The sequence below is a fragment of the Bradyrhizobium sp. P3_C3 genome (assembly GCF_056402655.1).
Window position 1 is genome coordinate 117,805 of the sequence record NZ_JBFUGY010000011.1, and the last position, 19,579, is coordinate 137,383.

The 19,579-nt window shown below is 61.9% G+C and carries 15 protein-coding genes and 2 pseudogenes; 14 read left to right on the forward strand and 3 right to left on the reverse strand.

Going from position 1 to position 19,579, the window contains the following annotated elements:
* Positions 1 to 83 precede the first annotated feature (83 nt).
* The 4 genes and pseudogenes from AC1DW2_RS14890 (at position 84) to AC1DW2_RS14905 (ending at position 5,875) form a co-directional block, all read left to right on the forward strand.
* Positions 84 to 1,079, forward strand: coding sequence for a formylglycine-generating enzyme family protein (locus AC1DW2_RS14890; protein WP_477006432.1), 996 nt, complete (start codon positions 84 to 86; stop codon positions 1,077 to 1,079).
* 126 nt (positions 1,080 to 1,205) lie between these two features.
* A pseudogene (locus AC1DW2_RS14895) lies at positions 1,206 to 2,875 on the forward strand (arylsulfatase).
* A 239-nt stretch (positions 2,876 to 3,114) separates the two neighbouring features.
* Entirely contained in the window at positions 3,115 to 4,764 is a 1,650-nt protein-coding gene (locus AC1DW2_RS14900; RefSeq protein WP_477006476.1) for an arylsulfatase, read from the forward strand.
* Positions 4,765 to 4,894: 130 nt separating this feature from the next.
* Positions 4,895 to 5,875, forward strand: coding sequence for an HAD family hydrolase (locus AC1DW2_RS14905; protein ID WP_477006477.1), 981 nt, complete (start codon positions 4,895 to 4,897; stop codon positions 5,873 to 5,875).
* A gap of 161 nt (positions 5,876 to 6,036) precedes the next feature.
* On the opposite strand, the pseudogene AC1DW2_RS14910 reads toward AC1DW2_RS14905, so the two are convergent.
* A pseudogene (locus AC1DW2_RS14910) lies at positions 6,037 to 6,273 on the reverse strand (hypothetical protein); the annotation flags it as partial.
* A gap of 376 nt (positions 6,274 to 6,649) precedes the next feature.
* Here AC1DW2_RS14910 and AC1DW2_RS14915 point away from each other — a divergent pair.
* From AC1DW2_RS14915 to AC1DW2_RS14925, 3 genes are all read left to right on the forward strand, one after another.
* Positions 6,650 to 7,270, forward strand: a complete 621-nt coding sequence (locus tag AC1DW2_RS14915) for a ParB-like protein (RefSeq protein ID WP_071913628.1) — start codon at positions 6,650 to 6,652, stop codon at positions 7,268 to 7,270.
* A 115-nt stretch (positions 7,271 to 7,385) separates the two neighbouring features.
* Positions 7,386 to 8,195: an MIP/aquaporin family protein gene (locus AC1DW2_RS14920; RefSeq protein ID WP_063983122.1), complete on the forward strand. Its 810-nt coding sequence runs from the start codon at positions 7,386 to 7,388 to the stop codon at positions 8,193 to 8,195.
* A gap of 12 nt (positions 8,196 to 8,207) precedes the next feature.
* The gene (locus tag AC1DW2_RS14925) at positions 8,208 to 8,861 is read left to right on the forward strand and encodes a MarC family protein (RefSeq protein WP_071913630.1); all 654 of its coding nucleotides are present in this window, start codon (positions 8,208 to 8,210) and stop codon (positions 8,859 to 8,861) included.
* Between the two features lie 206 nt (positions 8,862 to 9,067).
* On the opposite strand, the gene AC1DW2_RS14930 is transcribed toward AC1DW2_RS14925, so the two are convergent.
* The gene (locus AC1DW2_RS14930; protein WP_477006478.1) at positions 9,068 to 10,588 is read right to left on the reverse strand and encodes an outer membrane protein; all 1,521 of its coding nucleotides are present in this window, start codon (positions 10,586 to 10,588) and stop codon (positions 9,068 to 9,070) included.
* 866 nt (positions 10,589 to 11,454) lie between these two features.
* On the opposite strand from AC1DW2_RS14930, the gene AC1DW2_RS14935 reads away from it, so the two are divergent.
* Positions 11,455 to 12,471 carry a SphA family protein gene (locus AC1DW2_RS14935; RefSeq protein ID WP_354118373.1) on the forward strand — a complete coding sequence of 339 codons (1,017 nt, stop codon included), beginning with the start codon at positions 11,455 to 11,457 and terminating at the stop codon, positions 12,469 to 12,471.
* 282 nt (positions 12,472 to 12,753) lie between these two features.
* On the opposite strand, the gene AC1DW2_RS14940 is transcribed toward AC1DW2_RS14935, so the two are convergent.
* Positions 12,754 to 13,746, reverse strand: coding sequence for an ATP-binding protein (locus AC1DW2_RS14940; protein WP_477006433.1), 993 nt, complete (start codon positions 13,744 to 13,746; stop codon positions 12,754 to 12,756).
* Positions 13,747 to 13,927: 181 nt separating this feature from the next.
* Between AC1DW2_RS14940 and yajC the strand changes: the two genes are divergently transcribed.
* From yajC to AC1DW2_RS14970, 6 genes are read left to right on the forward strand one after another with little or no spacing between them, the layout of a single operon-like run.
* Positions 13,928 to 14,302, forward strand: a complete 375-nt coding sequence (gene yajC, locus AC1DW2_RS14945) for a preprotein translocase subunit YajC (protein WP_071913636.1) — start codon at positions 13,928 to 13,930, stop codon at positions 14,300 to 14,302.
* A gap of 46 nt (positions 14,303 to 14,348) precedes the next feature.
* Positions 14,349 to 15,953, forward strand: coding sequence for a protein translocase subunit SecD (gene secD, locus AC1DW2_RS14950; protein WP_071913639.1), 1,605 nt, complete (start codon positions 14,349 to 14,351; stop codon positions 15,951 to 15,953).
* A gap of 11 nt (positions 15,954 to 15,964) precedes the next feature.
* Entirely contained in the window at positions 15,965 to 16,984 is a 1,020-nt protein-coding gene (gene secF / locus AC1DW2_RS14955) for a protein translocase subunit SecF (RefSeq protein WP_028152341.1), read from the forward strand.
* 60 nt (positions 16,985 to 17,044) lie between these two features.
* Complete coding sequence (locus tag AC1DW2_RS14960; RefSeq protein ID WP_028152342.1) at positions 17,045 to 17,428, forward strand: Mth938-like domain-containing protein; 384 nt, start codon at positions 17,045 to 17,047, stop codon at positions 17,426 to 17,428.
* A complete protein-coding gene (locus tag AC1DW2_RS14965; RefSeq protein ID WP_477006434.1) occupies positions 17,425 to 18,288 on the forward strand; it encodes a phytoene/squalene synthase family protein in 864 nt (287 codons plus the stop codon). Before AC1DW2_RS14960 ends, AC1DW2_RS14965 begins: the two co-directional genes overlap by 4 nt.
* 45 nt (positions 18,289 to 18,333) lie before the next feature.
* A complete protein-coding gene (locus AC1DW2_RS14970; RefSeq protein ID WP_477006435.1) occupies positions 18,334 to 19,578 on the forward strand; it encodes a threonine ammonia-lyase in 1,245 nt (414 codons plus the stop codon).
* Position 19,579 lies beyond the last annotated feature (1 nt).

A 19,579-nucleotide genomic window follows, 5' to 3' on the forward strand; every position in this document is an offset into this window, starting at 1 on the left:
CCTTTGATTTAGATCAACCTGGAAGCCTCGCGTTCCGTGTCCGTAGCAGCGCAGGCCAATGACGCACGGGTCCGGAGTTCGGCATGAAGCTGGCTGATACGAAATCGCCGCCTGATTCCGGACAATCGTACCAGCATCCAACAGGTGAGGGGATGCTGTTCGTGCCGGGTGGCACGTTTCGCATGGGTTCGGATCGGCACTATCCGGAAGAAGCGCCGGTCCACCGTGTCACTGTGGATGCGTTCTGGATGGATTGCCATCCAGTGACCAACCGGCAATTCAAGGCGTTCGCGAAGGCTACCGGCCACGTCACCGTTGCCGAGATCGCGCCCGATCCAAAGGACTATCCGGGAATACTCCCGCACATGGTCTATGCGGGCTCGCTGATGTTYTCTCCGCCCGCGCATCCGGTCAGTCTCCGGGACTTCAGCCARTGGTGGACCTTCGCCAAAGGCGCRAACTGGCGGCATCCCTACGGGCCGGGCAGCGACATCCGTGGGCWGGACGATCATCCCGTCGTGCATGTGGCCTTYAGCGATGCGCTCGCCTACGCAARATGGGCCGGCAAGGATTTGCCWACCGAAGCGGAATGGGAGTTCGCGGCGCGCGGCGGRCTGGACGGCGCCGAGTTCGCATGGGGAGATGAATTTGCGCCSGGGGGCCGTCACATGGCCAACACCTGGCAGGGCGAATTTCCACGCCAGAACACCAGGGACGACGGATACGAACGGACATCGCCGGTCACCGCATTTCCGCCGAACGGTTACGGGCTGCACGATCTGATCGGCAACGTCTGGGAATGGACGTCCGACTGGTACTCGCCTCGGCATGAGGCTGACGCAGCAAAAGCCTGCTGCATTCCAGAGAACCCGCGCGGCGGCCGCGAGGCCGATAGCTACGACCCCAGAACGACCAACGTCAAGATTCCACGCAAGGTCATCAAAGGCGGCTCGCATTTGTGCGCGCCGAACTACTGCCGACGCTACCGGCCGGCAGCGCGACACGCGGAGCCGGTCGACACATCCACGAGCCACCTTGGATTTCGGTGCATCAGGAGAGGTGTCTCTAACGCATCATAATGGGAGAGCGAGGCCATGTTGAATTGCATATTCAATGACAAGCCGCCGTTTGCCGCAATTCCACCGTTCAAGACATCCAGTTGCCACAAGAGGTCCTACGCCTCGCTGCTTGGCGCGACGATGTTGATGTCGCTGTTCGGGGCAGCCAGCACGCCGGCGACCGCACAGCCGGCACAAAAGCCCAACATCCTCTTCATCATGGGCGACGACATCGGCCTGTACCAGCCGAGCATCTACCATCGCGGCCTGATGGTCGGCGAGACGCCCAACATCGATCGCATCGGCAACGAAGGCGCAATCTTCACGCATTACTATGCCGAGCAGAGCTGTACCGCCGGTCGCAATGCTTTCTTCACCGGCATGCATCCGCTGCGGACGGGAATGATCCCTCCGCAACTGCCCGGCAGCCCGTCCTATTTGCGGCCCGGCACCCCGGCGCTCGCCAAGTTCCTGCTCGATCTCGGCTACAACACCGGCGAGTTCGGCAAGAACCATCTCGGCGATCACACCGACGCGCTGCCGACCGCGCATGGCTTCCAGGAATTCTGGGGCTACCTGTATCACCTCGATGCGATGCAGGGCGTGAGCTTCCCGGACATCAACAAGTCGCCCACCCAGCAGTCGGTTGCCCCGCCATGCAAGAATACGCCGATCCCCGGCATCCCGGAGGTACCGGGCGCGGTCGATCCGAAAACGACGGTTTGCCTGACGCCTCCGCGCAACGTCCTGTCGTGCAAGTCGGATGGTACATCCAGGACCCAGCAGTGCGTCGATCAGGGCCCGCTGACGCTCGATCGATCGAAGGGTGTCGACGAGGAGATCTCGGCCAAGGTCATCGATTTCATCGATCGCAACGATCCGAAGACGACGGGCAAGCCTTTCTTCGTCTGGTACAACCCTGCGCGCATGCACATCACGACCGTGCTGAATGACAAGTACCTGGCCATGGTCGGCGAGCCCGGCGGCAAGGACTGGGGCCTCAACGAGGCCGGCATGAAGCAGATGGATGACAACATCGGCTATGTGCTCAAAAAGCTCCAGGACATGGGCCAGCTCGACAACACGATCATCGTGTTCACCACCGACAACGGCGCCGAGACCATCACCTTTCCGGACGGAGCACCACTCCGTTCAAGGGCGGCAAGCTGAGCACCTGGGAAGGCGGCATGCGCGCGCCGGCGCTCGTTCGCTGGCCGGGGGTCATCAAGCCCGGCACCATCAAGAACGACATCTTCGCGTCACTCGACTGGCTGCCGACGTTTGTCAACATCGGCGGCGGCGCAAAGGGAGACGCGCTGAAGAAGCGCATCGAGGCCGGCCAATATCCCGGCATCGTGAAGACCACGCTCGATGGCGTCGATCAGACCGAATACCTTTCCGGGCGTTCGGAAACGTCGGCGCGCGATACCTTCTTCTACTATTCGGGCAAGGATCCGTCGGCGGTCCGCTACAAGAACTGGAAGATCTACTTCACGATGGTGTCCGACGCGCCGCAGGGCTTTATTGCCGGCGCGGCTCCCTATCACTGGGCCCAGGTCGTCAATATCAAGCGAGACCCGTTCGAAACCTCCATTGGTTCACAATACAAGACACTCATGGGCGTGGGCGGCGTAATCGGCTCCCCTTCTACAGCCTACGTCTATGACTGGAACATGCTGCCCATCGGCCAGGCGCTGTGGCTGAAGGAACTCGAGACCTATATTGCGTACCCGCCGCTCCAGGACCCGGCGAGCTACAACCTCGACCAGGTGCTGCAACAGGTCAAGCAGGCCAAAACTGCCGGTCGCAGCGACTAGCCGCGTGCGACGAGCGTGATCCGACGAAGCGGGCGCCCCAGGACGGGGCGCCCGCCAACGGAATGGCGAGCAAAGTGATAACGGCCCGCGCGGGCCGGTCGCCACCTCCACAAGCCATTTCGGCTTCCGATGCATCAAGCGAACAGAACCAATTGCGTCACAACGGAGAGGAGCACGTCATGAGTAACAAGCTTCCACCTGGAGATTCCCACGACGCTACTCCGCAATCGGGCAACGGAATGAAACGCCGCGATCTTTTGCTGAGCGGGAGTTCTCTTGTCGCCGCTTCGGCACTCACCGCGGTCGGGCTAACAAGTTCTGCGCATGCGCAGCAACCAACACCGTCACCCGCGCCAGCCGGGCAGCGGCCGAACATCGTCGTCATCATGGGCGACGACATCGGCATGTGGAATATCGGCGCATATCACCGCGGCCTGATGGCTGGGCGGACACCCAATCTCGACAAGCTCGCCGCCGAAGGCATGCTGTTCACGGATTACTACGCGGAGGCGAGTTGCACGGCAGGTCGCGCCAACTTCATTACCGGCGAGCTGCCGATCCGCACTGGTATGACCACGGTCGGTCAGGCCGGCGCTGCCATAGGCATACCGGCGCAGGCCGTGACCATCGCCACGGCGTTGAAAGGAATGGGCTACGCCACCGGCCAGTTTGGCAAGAACCACCTTGGCGACAAGAATGAATTCTTGCCGACAGTGCACGGCTTCGACGAGTTCTTCGGTTACCTCTATCACCTCGACGCCATGGAAGACCCCGCGCACCCGAATTACCCGCAGGACCTGCTGAACGTCGTCGGTCCGCGCAATATGCTCCATACATACGCGACCGCCGTGGACGACCCCACCGTGGATCCACGCTGGGGCAAGGTCGGCAAACAGCGGATCGAGGATGCCGGAACGCTTTATCCAAAGAGGATGGAAACCGTAGATGACGAAATTCGCGATCTCGCGCTGAAGTTCATCGAGAAGGCCAAGGCCGACAACAAGCCGTTCTTTCTATGGCTTAACCCGACCCGGATGCACATCGTCACGCATCTTTCACCAAAGTACGAGGCAACGCGCAACTCCAAGAACGGCTGGTCGATACATGAAGCCGGCATGGCGCAGCTCGATGACGACGTCGGCATGGTGATGCAGAAGCTCAAGGATATGGGCGTGGACGACAACACCATCGTGGTCTTCACCACCGACAACGGCACCGAGGTCTTCACCTGGCCTGATGGCGGGCAGACGCCTTTCGCGCAGAGCAAAGGCACCGTCATGGAAGGTGGCTTCCGCGTGCCCTGCATGATCCGTTGGCCGGGCAAGGTGCCGGCCGGCAAGGTCGAGAACGGCATCATTTCCGGTCTGGACTGGTTTCCGACCTTRCTGGCGGCCGCCGGCAACCCGAACATTGCAGAGGAGCTGCAGAAGGGCAAACAGATCGGTGACACGACCTATAAGTGCTATCTGGACGGCTATAACCAGATGGACATGATTACCGGCAAGGGGCCGTCGAACCGGCACGAAATCTTTTACTTCGGAGAGAGCGAACTCGGTGCCGTGCGCATCGACGACTTCAAGTATCGCTTCATCGACCAGCCAAAAGGCTGGCTCGGCGAAAAAACCAAGGTTGACGTGCCCTATTTGACCAATCTTCGCCTCGATCCATTCGAGCGCACGGGCTGGCCCGATAACGGGAGTAAAGAAGGCGCGCAGCAATACTTCGACTGGTTCAAATACGAATTCTGGCGCTTTGTATTTGTTCAGCAGCAGGTGGAAAAGCTGGCGATGACGGCGATCGAGTTTCCGCCGATGCAAAAGGGCGCGAGTTTCAACCTCGATGCCGTGAAGGCGAAAATCGAGGCGGCCCGGGCGGCGGTGGGCAAGTAGCGCCTGGCATCGACTGGTTTCATGGCGGGCGCACCGAACTCCTGTGCGCCCGCTTGGCAACGGAAAGGAGTCGACCTTGAAACCGATCATCCGTTTTCCTGCTATCGATCGCCGCATCCTGCTCTCGTCACTGGCCGTCCTTCCCTTGCTCTCCGCCTCACTCCGCTCCACCTCCGCGCTGGCACAGGCACGCGATCCACTCCCGTCCTGGAACGAGGGGGCGACCAAGGCTTCGATCCTCGATTTCGTCGCGCGGGTCACGACGCAAGGCGGGCCTTTCTTCGTGCCGGTCGAGCAGCGCATCGCGACCTTCGACAATGACGGCACGCTCTGGATCGAGCAGCCAATGTACATACAGCTGGCCTTCGCACTCGACCGCGTAAAGGCCATGGCGCCCATGAATCCGGAATGGAAGACCAAGCAGCCATTCGCAGCGGTGCTCGACAACGATCTGAAGGCGCTGGCGGCTTCCGGCGAAAAGGGATTGGTCGAGATCATCGCGGTAACTCATGCCGGCATGACGACGGCAGAGTTCGAAAAAATCGTGACCGACTGGCTCGCGACCGCGCGCGACCGTCGCTTCAAGCGCCCTTATACTGAGCTCGTCTATCAGCCGATGCTGGAACTGCTTGCCTACCTCAGGGCCAGCGGCTTCAAGACCTTCATTGTGTCAGGCGGCGGCATCGAATTCATGCGGCCCTGGACCGAGCGGATCTACGGAATACCGCCGGAGCAGGTGGTCGGATCGTCGATCAAGACCCGATTTGAGATCAAGGACGGTGCGCCAACGCTCTTCCGGCTGCCCGACATCAATTTCATCGACGACAAGTCCGGCAAGCCGATCGGCATCAACGAGCACATTGGCCGGCGTCCGATCGCCGCGTTCGGCAACTCCGACGGCGACCTCGAAATGCTGCAATGGACGACGCTCGGCGCCAGTGGCGCGCGGTTCGGCCTGATCGTCCACCATACCGATGCGGAACGCGAATATGCCTATGACCGCGACTCGCATTTCGGGAAACTCGACGTCGCGCTCGACGCCGCGGCCGTCAACAAGTGGACGGTCGTGGACATGAAGAAGGACTGGAAGCGCATCTTTGCCTTCGACTGACATCCTCTAAGGACCCATAGGTGCCATCTGGATGGCAATAGCCAGTGGACATGGTTACCGGCAAGAGGCACCCAACGCATTCCGGACTAGCACACCGACCATCTTTGTCGCCTGCGGCACCGCGTTCGAGGCGCGGACGTCCGCTGTTAACGCAAGGAGGACATCAGCAGGACGTTGGGCGCCCCCTTGGGCGGCACCACGGTCGGTGGCCAATAGGGTTTGGAACCCTTGGCATCCATATTGACCGTTCCGCCGAACGGCGCGGGCGGGTTTGGGAGATATTTGCCGTCTATCGTCGTCGTGGCGCTGGGTGAGCCCGGCGTTCCCGAGATCTGCTGGGCGAAGGTCGGACCAATTGTGAGAGCCAGAACGGAGGTCGACCATGCCAATGCGCGCATGGCGGGAGTGATGTTCATGGTCAGACTCCCTCGAATTGACTATTCGAAGCTAAACCTGCGAACAGCATGCGCCATACGCTTCAGGATGGCCGCATCGTCATCGACCACAATCACGAAGCGCCATCATGTCCGTGTAGCCCCGGTACGGGGGTGCGCCAAGAGTCTTGGCCGACCGTTGATCCAGATCAATGGAATAGTCCACCGTGAGCACAACGAAGGGTCGTTGTTATAAAGGCGGGCTTTGCCGACGGGCGCTGAGAATGTCCGGTGATGGGGACCGACCGGACGCGGCTGGCCTCGCGGTCGGTTGCTGACGAGGCGACGACGTCTTCTAAAAGCGAACATTTCCGGACTAGTGATCAAAGAAGTCTGCACGATGTCGGACCGTGAACCCATTCTCAAGCCCGTTGCGATCGCAGACCTGCGCCCGACCCAGATGACGGTCGGCATTCGGGAGGTCAAGGAGAAGCGCAAGCGCTGGCGCGACGAGAGCAAAGAGAAAGGAGCCGAGTTCCTGGGCAAGCACATGATCCCGGTCGTGCTTGGCCCGAAGGACCGCCACTACGTCATCGATCATCACCACCTGGCGCGTGCGCTCCATGAAGAAGGGGTCGAAGAGGTATTGGTTACCGTGGTGAAAAACCTCAGGACGCTGGAGCCCGATTCGTTCTGGTTCGTCCTGGACAATCAAAGCTGGATGCATTCGTACGACGACGAGGGCCGTCTGCGCCCTTACAAGGATTTGCCGAAGACCGTGGCCGGGCTTGTTGACGATCCGTTCCGCTCGTTGGCGGGCGAACTGCGGCGCGCCGGCGGGTACGCCAAGGACACGACGCCGTTCAGCGAGTTCTTGTGGGCGGATTTTTTGCGTCGCCGGGTCAAGCGCAAAACCGTAGAGACCCACTTCGAGGCCGCTCTCGAGCAAGCCCTGGAATTGTCCAAAAACGAGGAGGCGAGCTACCTGCCCGGCTGGTGTGGTCCCGTCTTGGAGGATTGAAGGCATGCCTATCCCGCTGGAAAAATCCGCAAGCGCGCCGAAGACCCGAGGAGCCGTGCTGGCCCGGTGCGAGAGGCTAACGGACAGCAGCATCGACTAAAGGAAAGAGCAACTCATGGCGCAAACAGTGGCCGACAGAACACTGAGCCATCTGGATCACGAGCTTGTCGCGTCGCTAAACGACTTCCACGATCCGAACCAAGAGTGGCGCCGCCTCTTCTCGGAGCTGCTCGGAACGTTCTTCCTCGTCCTCGTGGCCGCCGGTGGCGGCATGATGGGGCAGGCCTTTCCCGGCACGATCAGCCGTGCCGCTGCAGTCGTCGCGCCCGGTCTGATGGTGATGGCGATCATCCTCTTCATGGGCAAGGTGTCCGGCGCTCATCTCAATCCCGCGGTCAGTATCGCGTTCTCGGTGCGTGGCGACTTCCCGTGGCGTCGCGTACCGGGATATATCGTCGTGCAGTTGATCGGAGCGACGCTCGCGGCACTGTTCCTGCACGCCGTGATCAACGTGTCGGCCAGCTACGGGTCGAACTATCCCGCGTCGGGATACTCCGCGTCCGATGCGTTCCTGATGGAGGCCGTGCTGACCCTCGGTCTCGTCAGTGTCATTCTCGGCACGGCGTCTGGCGCTCAGAACATCGGGATCATCGGCGCGATCGGCGTCGGCGCGTACATTGCACTCGCCGGGCTGTGGGGGAGCCCTATCTCGGGAGCGTCGATGAACCCAGCGCGCACGTTCGGCCCGAACTTAATCGCGACCGACTTCACGAGCTACTGGGTGTATGTCGCAGGTCCACTCGTGGGCGCAGTTCTCGCAGTGGGTGCAGCATGGGTGCTCCGCGGTGCCGGCGGCGGCCGCGCAGGCTCAGGTGCGGCACAGGGGAGCCTTTTCACCGAAGTCGAGCACCCGGAGAAAGGGTGAGGCGCAGGCATAATGGGTCATGAGCTCTCGCTGTTCGTGGGTACGTTCGCGACTTTGCTCGCGATAATAAATCCGTTCGAGGTCCTGCCGGTCTATCTGAAGATGCTGGAGGGCAAGGACGCCGCCACACATCGCAAGGTGGCATGGAAAGCTTGCCTCTATGCGCTGCTTCTATCTCTCTTTTTCTTGATCTTCGGAACGCTGATCCTACGCTTGTTCGGCGTGCCGCTGAGCATGGTCCGCATCGTCGGCGGGATCATCCTGATGAAGATCGGCTTTGAACTATTTTCACCATCCGCTTCCGGTGGCGTGATTCCGGCCAGCGGCGCGGATCAGAGCGGTAACATAGCTTTCGTGCCGCTTGCGATGCCGCTCATGTGCGGACCAGGCGCTATCGCCACCATCCTCGGCATGACTGCCACGATTAAGCGATCATCAGCGGAACTGGCCTCCTTCGTAGCGATCGTCGTGGCTATTTTCGCGACGATGGTCGTCACCTACCTGTGTCTGGCATATGCCGGGAAACTTTTCGACAAGCTCGGCGCAATGGGGATCGATGCTATCACCCGAATAGTTGGCTTCTTCGTCTCTGCGATGGGCGTTGCGCTGATCTTCGACGGTATCATCGAGGCATTGCAGACGCATGGTGTGACGATTCTGCGTTGAACTAGCTGTTGGTGGCGCCACGCAAATTCCGGGGCGATCTTGACCTCGGATGTATTYTGCCAATCGGAGATTTGTTCTGAACCGAACCGAGTCCGAGGTGGACCGTATTACGCGGCGTCGGGAAGTTGTCCGCCCACAGTACAAAGGACGCGATCATCCACTTCGGACACCGAGACACAAGTCTCGTTGCGCGCCAGGTTGCCGTGTCAATTAACCGGGAACAGCAACGCGACAGTAGTTCGCAGGGACCAGGCCGGAGCGCCAGTCGGACGTATCACGTTGTAATAGGCTTGAATCGATGCGTTGATCGGTTGATCACCCACTCTGAAAACCCGACCGATACCGCCGCCGACCGGCACTGTCCACCGCTCCCCCGACGCCGCGAGCCAATCCGCGGTGATGATGGGTGATGTGTTCAGGTACCAGCCGTGCGCCATGTTGTAGTTGGCGAAGGGCTGGGCAAGGAAGGCGTTGACAGGCGGTCGCAGCGGATTGCCGCCGACCGACCACTGGTTATTGAGCAATACACCGATCACCCAGTGTGGCGGCGTGACCACTAACACGGCCGTTGGGCCGAACAAGAATTTACCGGTCCCGAGGATGGGATCGTTTGCGGACGGAACGGTGAAGACTGGTCCCACGCCCCAGATCAGCGGTCCGGGGTGCACGGGGGACACAAACAACGATTGAGTAATGTCGCCAATCCCGTTGGTGTTGCTGTCGAAGAACGGACTCGGCTGGCTCACCAACGGAATGATGGTACGTGAGATCACGTTCCAGTCTTCGTTTAAATGCATGGGCACGACGGGTTGAATGTTGAGTACTTCCTGGGTGCGATTGAATGGTCCGGTATTGAAATTGGTGTTGCTCTGAAACGRCACGCTGACCAAATCCGCGATCGGGTTTTGTGATTTCTTCTGTAGATCTTCGTCGTCTGAAGGCTCGTGGGAATGCTTCGGCGCCTCGACCTCCGCGGGAAGGCCGCTTTCGAATTTATAATTGATGCCAGCTTTGACCATTTGAAGGTCGCGGTTCAAAGCGACCGAGGGGACGGTGGGAGAACGCCAGTTCGATAGCCCAAGATAATCGTATTCGAGTTTGACGGTCCAATGCGACTTGAAGCCGTATTCGATGCCAGCGCCCGCCAACCAGCCGGTGTTCGTGCTGGTCCCGTTCCAAGCGGCGCCGGGGAGGTTCAAAGTAGCGCTGCTGTTGACCCAGCCGCCGCCAAGCTTGGCGAATACGAGCCATCGATCATCCACGAGGCCGACACGGCCCGCCACGGTGCCGATCCAGTGCTGGTCTACAAAGGCTAATGTCGGAGCAGGAAAGACCGGATGACCGAAGCCGGCTCCATCGAACTCACCTTCGACACCAAACAGAAAGTGGCCGGCCTGGAAGTTATAGCCCGCCTGCACGCCTCCAACGAATTCGGTCAGGCCGCCATACAGATTGTTGCCGGGAATGTTCAGGCTGCCGTTGGACCATCCCCCACCGAAGTTGGCACCAACATAAAACCCTCCCCAATTATACAAAGGTGCCGCGATTGGTGCTTTGTATATCGGAGCTTTGACGGGCAGGTCGGACGCAAGAGCGGGTCCGCTCAACAATCCTGCCGCGATGCAAATGAGGAAAACTCTCTGCACTGTCGCCTCCTCAAGGTCGGCCACAACTCGCAAACATATGGCCAAGAAGGTCTCTGACCAATCAACTTGTTTGATCTGCATCAAGCCTAGCTTGCTATGTCGATGCAGGTGACATTTCGGTCACAACGAAATTGAGGATCTTCGTGCCGCTTCGTGTTCTTTAAGTGAACATTGTTGTCTGACTTTGCGATCGTCTCCTGTTTGAGAACGCGCTGGGCGATCTGGCAGTGAAGCATTGGAATTTGTGCCCATGGCGGTCATCAGCACCGCAATAGAAGTTTCGGCTAACGAGGAGGTTGCTGCGTAGCCGGCTTCCCCACGCTTTGGCCGTACAGGGCCTTGGCGTAATCGCTTCTGGCGTGAGCATCGACGGTATCCTCGAATGGGCCAGCGGCCACAGGTGCGGCGAAGACTGACGCTAGAACGACGCCGACGAGCGTGAGTTTGAGGTTCATCGTCTGGCAACTTTGCTCTTGGTCACACTCGATTACCATAAGCAGTCGTGAGGCTTATGCGACCTAACAACGGCTGGCATCGCGTTGCAGCAAGAGACGCCGGCGAACGGTAACGCGAGCTTGCTTTTTTTCTCACTCGTTGGTGGGGGTCCGAAAATAGAATCAGTGGCACAAACTGCATACTCAACAATTCCAGCTGAGAGGGTTGCAGTAGGTCCGCCGTGGCGCCCGATCGGACTTGGGTTACCGAATGTGGCTCTTTGGTCGCAGCATTGATCTTTCTTGCGATAGATCTATCCCCGTTGAATTTTGCATGATGAGCCCCGATCGCCTCGGGGGTACGCTGTCGCCGGATTGTATTCGGAGGTAACACATCTTACGAGGCGCGACATGACAGTGAGCATTGCACTGGCGGCGGGGCAGAGTGAGCGATCGAAATCAGCACGTCGACGCAGACTTGGGGTTGCTGCATTCGTCTTGACGTCCGCGATTATGGGTTTTTCCCATTGCGCGTTGGCCGATGAAGGCGGCGTCAGCTTCTGGGTCCCCGGTTTTTTTGGAAGCTTGGCGGCTACACCGCTGCAGCCGGGTTGGTCGCTGACGAATATCTACTATCACACCTCCGTATCCGCCGGCGCCGACGTCGCGCGTGCGCGTGAATTCACGCTCAATAGGGTTCCGGTCAACGGCACCCTCAATGCAAATCTGAATTTGAACGTCAACGCCACGGGCGATCTTGGCTTTGTGCTCCCGACCTATGTATTCGCGACGCCGGTGCTCGGCGGTCAGGCGTCGGTGTCCCTCCTGGGAGCCTATGGTGTCGTCGGCACCAGCTTGGCGGGGACTTTGTCCGGTGTGATCTCGGCGCCGCCGCTCGCCGCTGTTCCCTTCGCGCGGTCCGACACCATCAGCGACACCACATGGGGCTTTGGGGATGTGGCGCCGGTATTCCAATTGCGCTGGAACGCCGGCGTCCACAACTACATGACCTATATCATGGGCGACATCCCGGTTGGCGCTTACCAATCCACGCGCCTGTCGAATATAGGCATCGGACACGGCGCGATCGACGCCGGCGGCGGCTACACCTATTTCAATCCGCAGACCGGCCACGAATTCTCCGGCGTGCTCGGCTTCACCTACAATTTCAAGAACACTGCAACGCAGTATCAGAATGGCGTCGACATGCACTTCGACTGGGGTGCATCGCAATTCCTGTCGAAGCAGGTCATGGTTGGCCTCGTGGGGTATGTCTATAAGGAGCTCGGCTGCGACAGCGGTTCAGGCGACCGCGTCGGCTGCTTTCGGTCGCAGGTGGTCGGCATCGGCCCCCAGATTGGATTCCTGTTTCCGGTCGGCGACATGCAGGGCTATCTCAATTTAAAGGCTTACGGTGAGTTCGCTGCGGAAAACCGGCCATCAGGCTGGAATACCTGGGTCACCTTCTCTATCTCGCCGCCCGCGCCCGGAGCACCTCCGACGACAAAGCCCATCGTTAGAAAATTCTAGCAGCTATCAAGCTGCGGCTGTCAGTTTGCTGATCATTCTTTGCAACACGCGGGCAACCGGTGGCACCTGGTCCCCGTCGAAGCTCGTTCCGGTGACCACCACCGAGGCCGTAGTGCCGGCGCGTAGCAGGCGTCGCCTTCGCGCGCGATTCCTTTGCGATCTCGCCCGCCGCGCCTGAAAGTACCGTCACGCCGACCCGGCACATGGTGACAAAGCAAGGCACGCGCCCTTGACCCCCGCCTTCGGGGAAGGGCGGCACGTAGCCAGGTTGCGATCCGACCGCTAATTCACCGTCAGCTTCACGCCGAGCCGCCCCGCAAGCTCCTGCACGAACTGCCAGGCAACGCGGCCCGAGCGGGAGCCGCGCGTGGTCGACCATTCCAGCGCCTCGCGCTCCAGCGCCTCGTCGTCGACCTCAATGCCGAAATGGCTGCAATAGCCCCGCACCATGGCGAGATATTCGTCCTGGCTGCAGCGGTGGAAGCCSAGCCACAATCCGAAGCGATCCGACAACGAGACCTTCTCCTCGACCGCTTCGCCGGGATTGATCGCGGTCGAACGCTCGTTCTCGATCATCTCGCGCGCCAGCAGATGGCGGCGGTTGGAAGTGGCGTAGAGGATGACGTTCTCGGGCCGGCCCTCGATGCCGCCTTCGAGCACGGCCTTGAGCGACTTGTAGGACGCATCATTGCCGTCGAAGGAGAGGTCGTCGCAGAACACGATGAAGTAGAAGGACGAGGCGCGCAGCTGCTCCATCAGCGCGGGCAGGCTCTCGATGTCCTCGCGATGGATCTCGATCAGCTTCAGCTTATCGGCGGCCTTGCGCTCCGCGTTGATGCTGGCATGCGCCGCCTTCACGAGCGACGACTTGCCCATGCCGCGCGCGCCCCAGAGCAGGGCATTGTTGGCCGGCAGGCCGTTGGCGAAACGCTCGGTGTTCTCCATCAGGATGTCGCGCATCCGGTCGACGCCCTTCAGCAGGAACAGCTCGACGCGGCTGACCCGCGGCACCGCAGCGAGGCGGCCGTCGGGGTGCCAGACATAGGCGTCCGCCCGCTCGAACGATTCGCGTTCGACGGCCGGCTTGCCCTGGGCGGCGAGGTGCGCCGCGATCGTCTCCAGCGCGCGGACGATACGATCCTGGGAGAGGTCCGGAGCTGCCTTATCGACTGCCTTGGGGGGGGCCTTGGGACGTTTTGCCGCGACGCGGGCAGGCGTCCTGGCAGGGGTGCGGGGGCCTTTGCCGGCCGGGCTTTTGCTTGGTTTTTTGGGCATGTCCGAAGTTCCTGAGAATGCAGCCTTATCGGGCCTGAGGGCGCGCCGCAAGGTGGCCAATTCGACGGTCTGGCAGCGTTGCAATTGGGGCAATGGCCGCTATAGTCCGCGCGAATTTGACCGAACCGGTCGCCTTTGAGGGCCTGACCGGTTTTCCCCCGTTTCCACGAGGATCGTCCGAATGTTCATTACCCCTGCGTATGCCCAGGCCGCGGGCGCCGGCGACACCAACAGCATGTTGATGTCGCTGCTGCCGTTCGCCCTGATCTTCGTGATCATGTACTTCCTGATTCTGCGCCCGCAGCAGAAGAAGGTGCGCGACCATGCCGACCTCGTGAAGAACATCCGCCGCGGCGACACCGTCGTGACCTCGGGCGGCCTCGTCGGCAAGGTCACCAAGGTCGTCGACGACGACCAGATCGAGTTCGAGATTTCCGACGGCGTGCGCGTGCGGCAGATGCGCCAGATGATCTCGGGGGTGCGCGCGAAGGGCGAGCCGGCCAAGGAATCCAAGGATAGCAAGGAAGCCGCCAAGGACGACGCCGCGTCGAAGTGAGCGCTTCCGCGAGCATCCCAATCTCCTGATCTGACAGGTCCAGTCGATGTTGTATTTCACGCGGTGGAAGGCGCTCGGGATTATCCTGACGGCGCTGATCGTGTGCCTCTGCGCGGTGCCGAACTTCTTCCCCGAAGCGCAGGTCAAGACCTGGCCCGCCTGGGCGCAGCGCCGGCTCGTGCTCGGCCTCGATCTCCAGGGCGGCTCCTATCTGCTGCTCGAGGTCGATTCCAGCTATGTGAAGAAGGAGAGGCTGGACCAGGTCCGCGACGACGTCCGCCGGACCCTGCGCGATGCCAAGATCGGATTCACCGGCGGCGTGACCGTGCGCAACGACGCGGCCGAGGTTCGCATCACCAAGGAATCCGACGTGCAGCCGGCGCTCGCCAAGCTTCGCGAGCTGTCCCAACCACTGGGCGGACTGATGGGATCCAGCGGTCAGCGCGACCTTGAGGTGACCGATGCCGGCGGCGGCGTGATCCGCCTGGCGATTCCGCAGGCTGCGATGCTCGACCGCATGCGCAAGACCATCGAGCAGTCGATTCAGATCGTCGAGCGCCGCGTCAACGAGCTCGGCACCGTCGAGCCCGTCATCCAGCGCCAGGGCAACGACCGCATCCTGGTGCAGGTTCCCGGTCTTCAGGATCCGACCCGCCTGAAGGAATTGCTCGGCAAGACCGCGAAGATGGAATTCCGCATGGTCGATGCGTCCGTGCCGCCGGATCAGGCGCAGCAGGGACGGTTGCCGCCGGAATCCGAACTGCTGATGAGCGCCTCGCCGCCGCCCACGCCCTATGTGGTCAAGAAGCAGGTGCTGGTCGCCGGTGGCGACCTGACCGACGCCCAGGCGAGCTTCGACCAGCGGACGGGTGAGCCGGTCGTCAGCTTTAAGTTCAACACCTCGGGCGCGCGCAAATTCGCGCAGGCCACGCAGGAAAACGTCGGGCTGCCCTTCGCGATCGTGCTCGACAACAAGGTGATCTCGGCGCCCGTCATCCGCGAGCCCATCACCGGCGGCCAGGGCCAGATCTCCGGCAATTTCACGGTGCAATCGGCCAACGATCTCGCGATCCTGTTGCGCGCCGGCGCGCTGCCGGCGCCGCTCACGGTGGTCGAGGAACGCACCGTCGGTCCGGGCCTCGGCCAGGATTCGATCGAGAAGGGCGAGCTTGCGGCCTATGTCGGCTCGATCCTGGTCATCATCTTCATGCTGCTGACCTACCGGCTGTTCGGGGTGTTCGCGAACATCGCGGTGGCGATCAACGTCGCCATGATCTTCGGCCTGCTGTCGCTGCTCAACGCCACGCTGACGCTGCCCGGCATCGCCGGCATCGTGCTCACCGTCGGCATCGCGGTCGACTCCAACGTGCTGATCTACGAGCGCATCCGTGAGGAGCTGCGCGGTGGCCGCAATGCGATTTCGGCGATCGACGCCGGATTCAAGCGGGCGCTTGCGACCATCCTCGATTCCAACATCACCACCTTCATTGCCGCTGCCGTGCTGTTCTACATCGGCACCGGCCCGGTGCGCGGCTTTGCCGTGACGCTTGGCATCGGCATCATCACCACGGTGTTCACCGCCTTCACGCTGACCCGGCTGATCGTAGCCTGGTGGGTGCGGTGGAAGCGGCCGCAGAGCGTGCCGATCTAGGAGCTAAGACCGTGACTCACTACGTTCTCATCGGCCTTGGCATTCTCATTGCCGTTCTCACCGTGGTCGCAGCGCTCGGGCTGCTGCCGTCGCTGCGCATCGTCCCGGACGATACGCATTTCGACTTCACGCGCTTCCGCCGGATCAGCTTCCCGATCTCGGCGGCGCTGTCGATCGTCGCGATCACGCTGTTCTTCACCCATGGCCTGAATTTCGGCATCGACTTCCGCGGCGGCACGCTGCTGGAAGTGCAGGCCAAGTCCGGCGCCGCCGACATCGCCGCGATGCGCACGACGCTCGATGCCTTGCATCTCGGCGAAGTCCAGTTGCAGCAGTTCGGCGGCCCCGAGAACGTCCTGATCCGCGTCGCGGAGCAGCCGGGCGGCGACGCCGCCCAGCAGGAAGCCGTGCAGAAGGTGCGCGGCGCGCTCGGCGATTCCGTCGAATATCGCCGCGTCGAGGTCGTTGGACCGCGCGTGTCCGGCGAGCTGCTGGCCTACGGCATGCTCGGCCTGATGCTCGCGATCGTCTCGATCCTGATCTACCTCTGGTTCCGCTTCGAATGGCAGTTCGCGCTGGGCGCCATGATCGCCAACGTGCACGACATCGTGCTGACGATCGGCTTCATGTCGATCAGCCAGGTCGATTTCGACCTGACCAGCATCGCGGCCCTTCTGACCATTCTGGGCTATTCGCTCAACGACACCGTCGTCATCTACGACCGTATCCGCGAAATGCTACGCCGCTACAAGAAGATGCCGATGCCGCAGCTGCTCAACGAGTCGATCAATTCGACCCTGTCGCGCTCGATCATCACCCACTTCACCGTGACGCTGGCGCTGCTGGCTCTGCTGCTGTTCGGCGGCCATGCCATCCACAGCTTCACCGCGGTGATGATGTTCGGCGTGGTGCTGGTCGGCACCTATACCTCGATCTTCATCGCGGCCCCGATCCTGATCTATCTCGGCGTCGGCGAGCATCGCGAAGATGCGCCCGATACGGCTACGCCGGCGAAGAAAAACAAGGCATGATCCGAACCGCATGCCCTCGCAGCCGTTTGCGAGGGCAGTAAGCTCATTCGGACGAAGCACATGGCCGGCGATCCCAACGCACCGCATTTTCCCCGCTCGGCGCCGATCGAAGCCTATGGCAAGGGCGGCTTCGCCTTTGCCGGCATGTCGCATCGTGGATCGCTGCTCTGCCTGCCCGACGCGATCTGGGCCTGGGACGTGACGGACCCGACGAAGATCGACCGCTATTCGCTGGATCGCGTCTTCACGGCGGCCAACAGCATCGACACGCTTCTGATCGGCACCGGAACCGGCGTTTGGCTGCCACCGCCGGACCTGCGGCAGGCGCTGAAGGCGGTGAGGGTGGTGCTGGATACGATGCAGACCGGTCCTGCCGTGCGTACCTACAACATCATGATCGGCGAGCGGCGCCGCGTCGCGGCCGCGCTGATCGCCGTGCCATGAGCAGCGCTGCGCCTCCGCCCGATTCCGTCGCCTTCTGCGCCGGCCTCGTGCGCAGCCATGACTTTCCGCGCTATGCCGCCACGCTGTTTGCGCCGGCCGCCGAGCGCCAGGCGCTGCTGGCGCTCTATGCCTTCAATGTCGAGATCGTCCGCGTCCGCGACCAGGTGAGCCAGCCCTTGCCCGGCGAAATCCGCCTGCAATGGTGGACCGACATGCTGTCGGGCCACGTCCACGGCAGCGCCGAGGGCAACCCGGTGGCGGCGGAGCTATTGCGTGCGATCAGCGATTTCGACCTGCCGGTCGAGCCGTTGTCGCTGCTCGCCGACGAGCATCAGTTCGATCTCTACAACGATCCGATGCCGACCATGGCGGCTCTGGAGGGCTATCTGGACGCGACCTGTTCGACGTTGTTTGCCCTCGCGGCGCGGGTCATGGTGCCACCTTCGGAGGCGGCCGAGCATGTCGCAAGGCATGCCGGGCTCGCCCAGGGCATCGCGCAGGTGATTGCGAATCTGCCGCGCGACTCGGCGCACCGGCAACTGTTCCTGCCGCAGCAGCTGCTGGCGGCCCATGGCTGCCAGATGGAGGACGTGTTCGCCGGCAAGGAGACGCCAAATCTGCATGCGGTGCTGGGCCAGCTCGTGGACGAAGCCGAGCAGCATTTGACGACGGCCTTGTCGTTGTTGCCGGAGGTGCCGGCGCCGGCACGGCCAGCGTTTCTGCTGCTGAGCCAGGTGCGGGGTGACCTCAAGCGCCTGTCGCAACCCGGGCGCAATCCGTTTGCGCCGCAGCCCCCGTCGCGGCTGCGCACGCTATGGACGCTGTGGCGGGCTTCACGTTCCCGGGAATTTACCAAATAGCGGCCGGCTTATCGCCTCAAACGGCCAAATGCTCTATGCTGTCCTATGGCTGAGTTGTCCCAAAACACGTCCCCCGATCTCAGTGGCTTGCCGGTCGCTCTGGGCGACATTCATGCTGCCGCAGACACCATCCGCGGCGCCGTCGTCGAGACGCCGTGCAGCTACAGCCGCACGCTGAGCAACATCTGCGGCTGCGACATCTGGCTGAAATTCGAAAACCTCCAGTTCACCTCCTCGTTCAAGGAGCGGGGTGCGCTCAACCGGCTCACCGCGCTGACGCCGGAGGAGCGTGCGCGCGGTGTCATCGCGATGTCGGCGGGCAACCACGCGCAGGGCGTCGCCTATCACGCCAAGCGGCTCGGCATTCCCGCCACCATCGTCATGCCGGTCGGCACGCCCATGGTGAAGGTCGAGAACACCAAGCACCACGGCGCCGAGGTGGTGGTGACGGGCGCAACGCTGGAAGAGGCGGCCGCCTATGCGCGCAGCCATGGCGAGGCCCGCGGCATGATCTTCGTCCACCCCTACGACGACCCGCTCGTCATCGCGGGGCAGGGCACTGTCGGGCTCGAGATGCTGAAGGCGGTGCCGGAGCTCGATACGCTGGTGGTCCCGATCGGCGGCGGTGGCCTGATCAGCGGCATCGGCATTGCCGCGAAATCGATCAAGCCGACGGTGCGGATTCTTGGCGTCGAGGCCTGGCTCTACCCCTCGATGTACAACGCCATCCATGACGGCAATCTGCCCGTGCGCGGCGACACGCTCGCCGAAGGCATCGCGGTGAAATCGCCGGGCAAGATCACGACCGAGATCGTCCGCCGCCTCGTCGACGACATCGCGCTGGTGAACGAAGCCGAGCTCGAGCGAGCGGTCGCGACCCTGATCTCGATCGAGAAGACGGTCGTCGAGGGCGCCGGCGCCGCCGGGCTTGCCGCGCTGATGTCCGATACGTCCCGCTTTGCCGGCCAGAAGGTCGGCCTCGTCCTGAGCGGCGGCAACATCGACACGCGGCTGATCGCCTCCGTCCTGACGCGTGAGCTGGCGCGCGAGGGTCGGCTGACCCAGCTGTCGCTCGATATCCCCGATAGACCCGGACAATTGGCTGCCGTCGCCTCACTGCTGGCCGAGGCCGGTGCCAACATCATCGAGGTCTCGCATCAGCGGACCTTCTCCGACCTGCCGGCCAAGGCGACGCTGCTTCAGCTCGTCATCGAGACCCGCGACAGCGCGCATCTGGACGAGGTCATGGCCAAGCTCGGCGCATCCGGATTGAGCGCGCGCTGTACCTGAG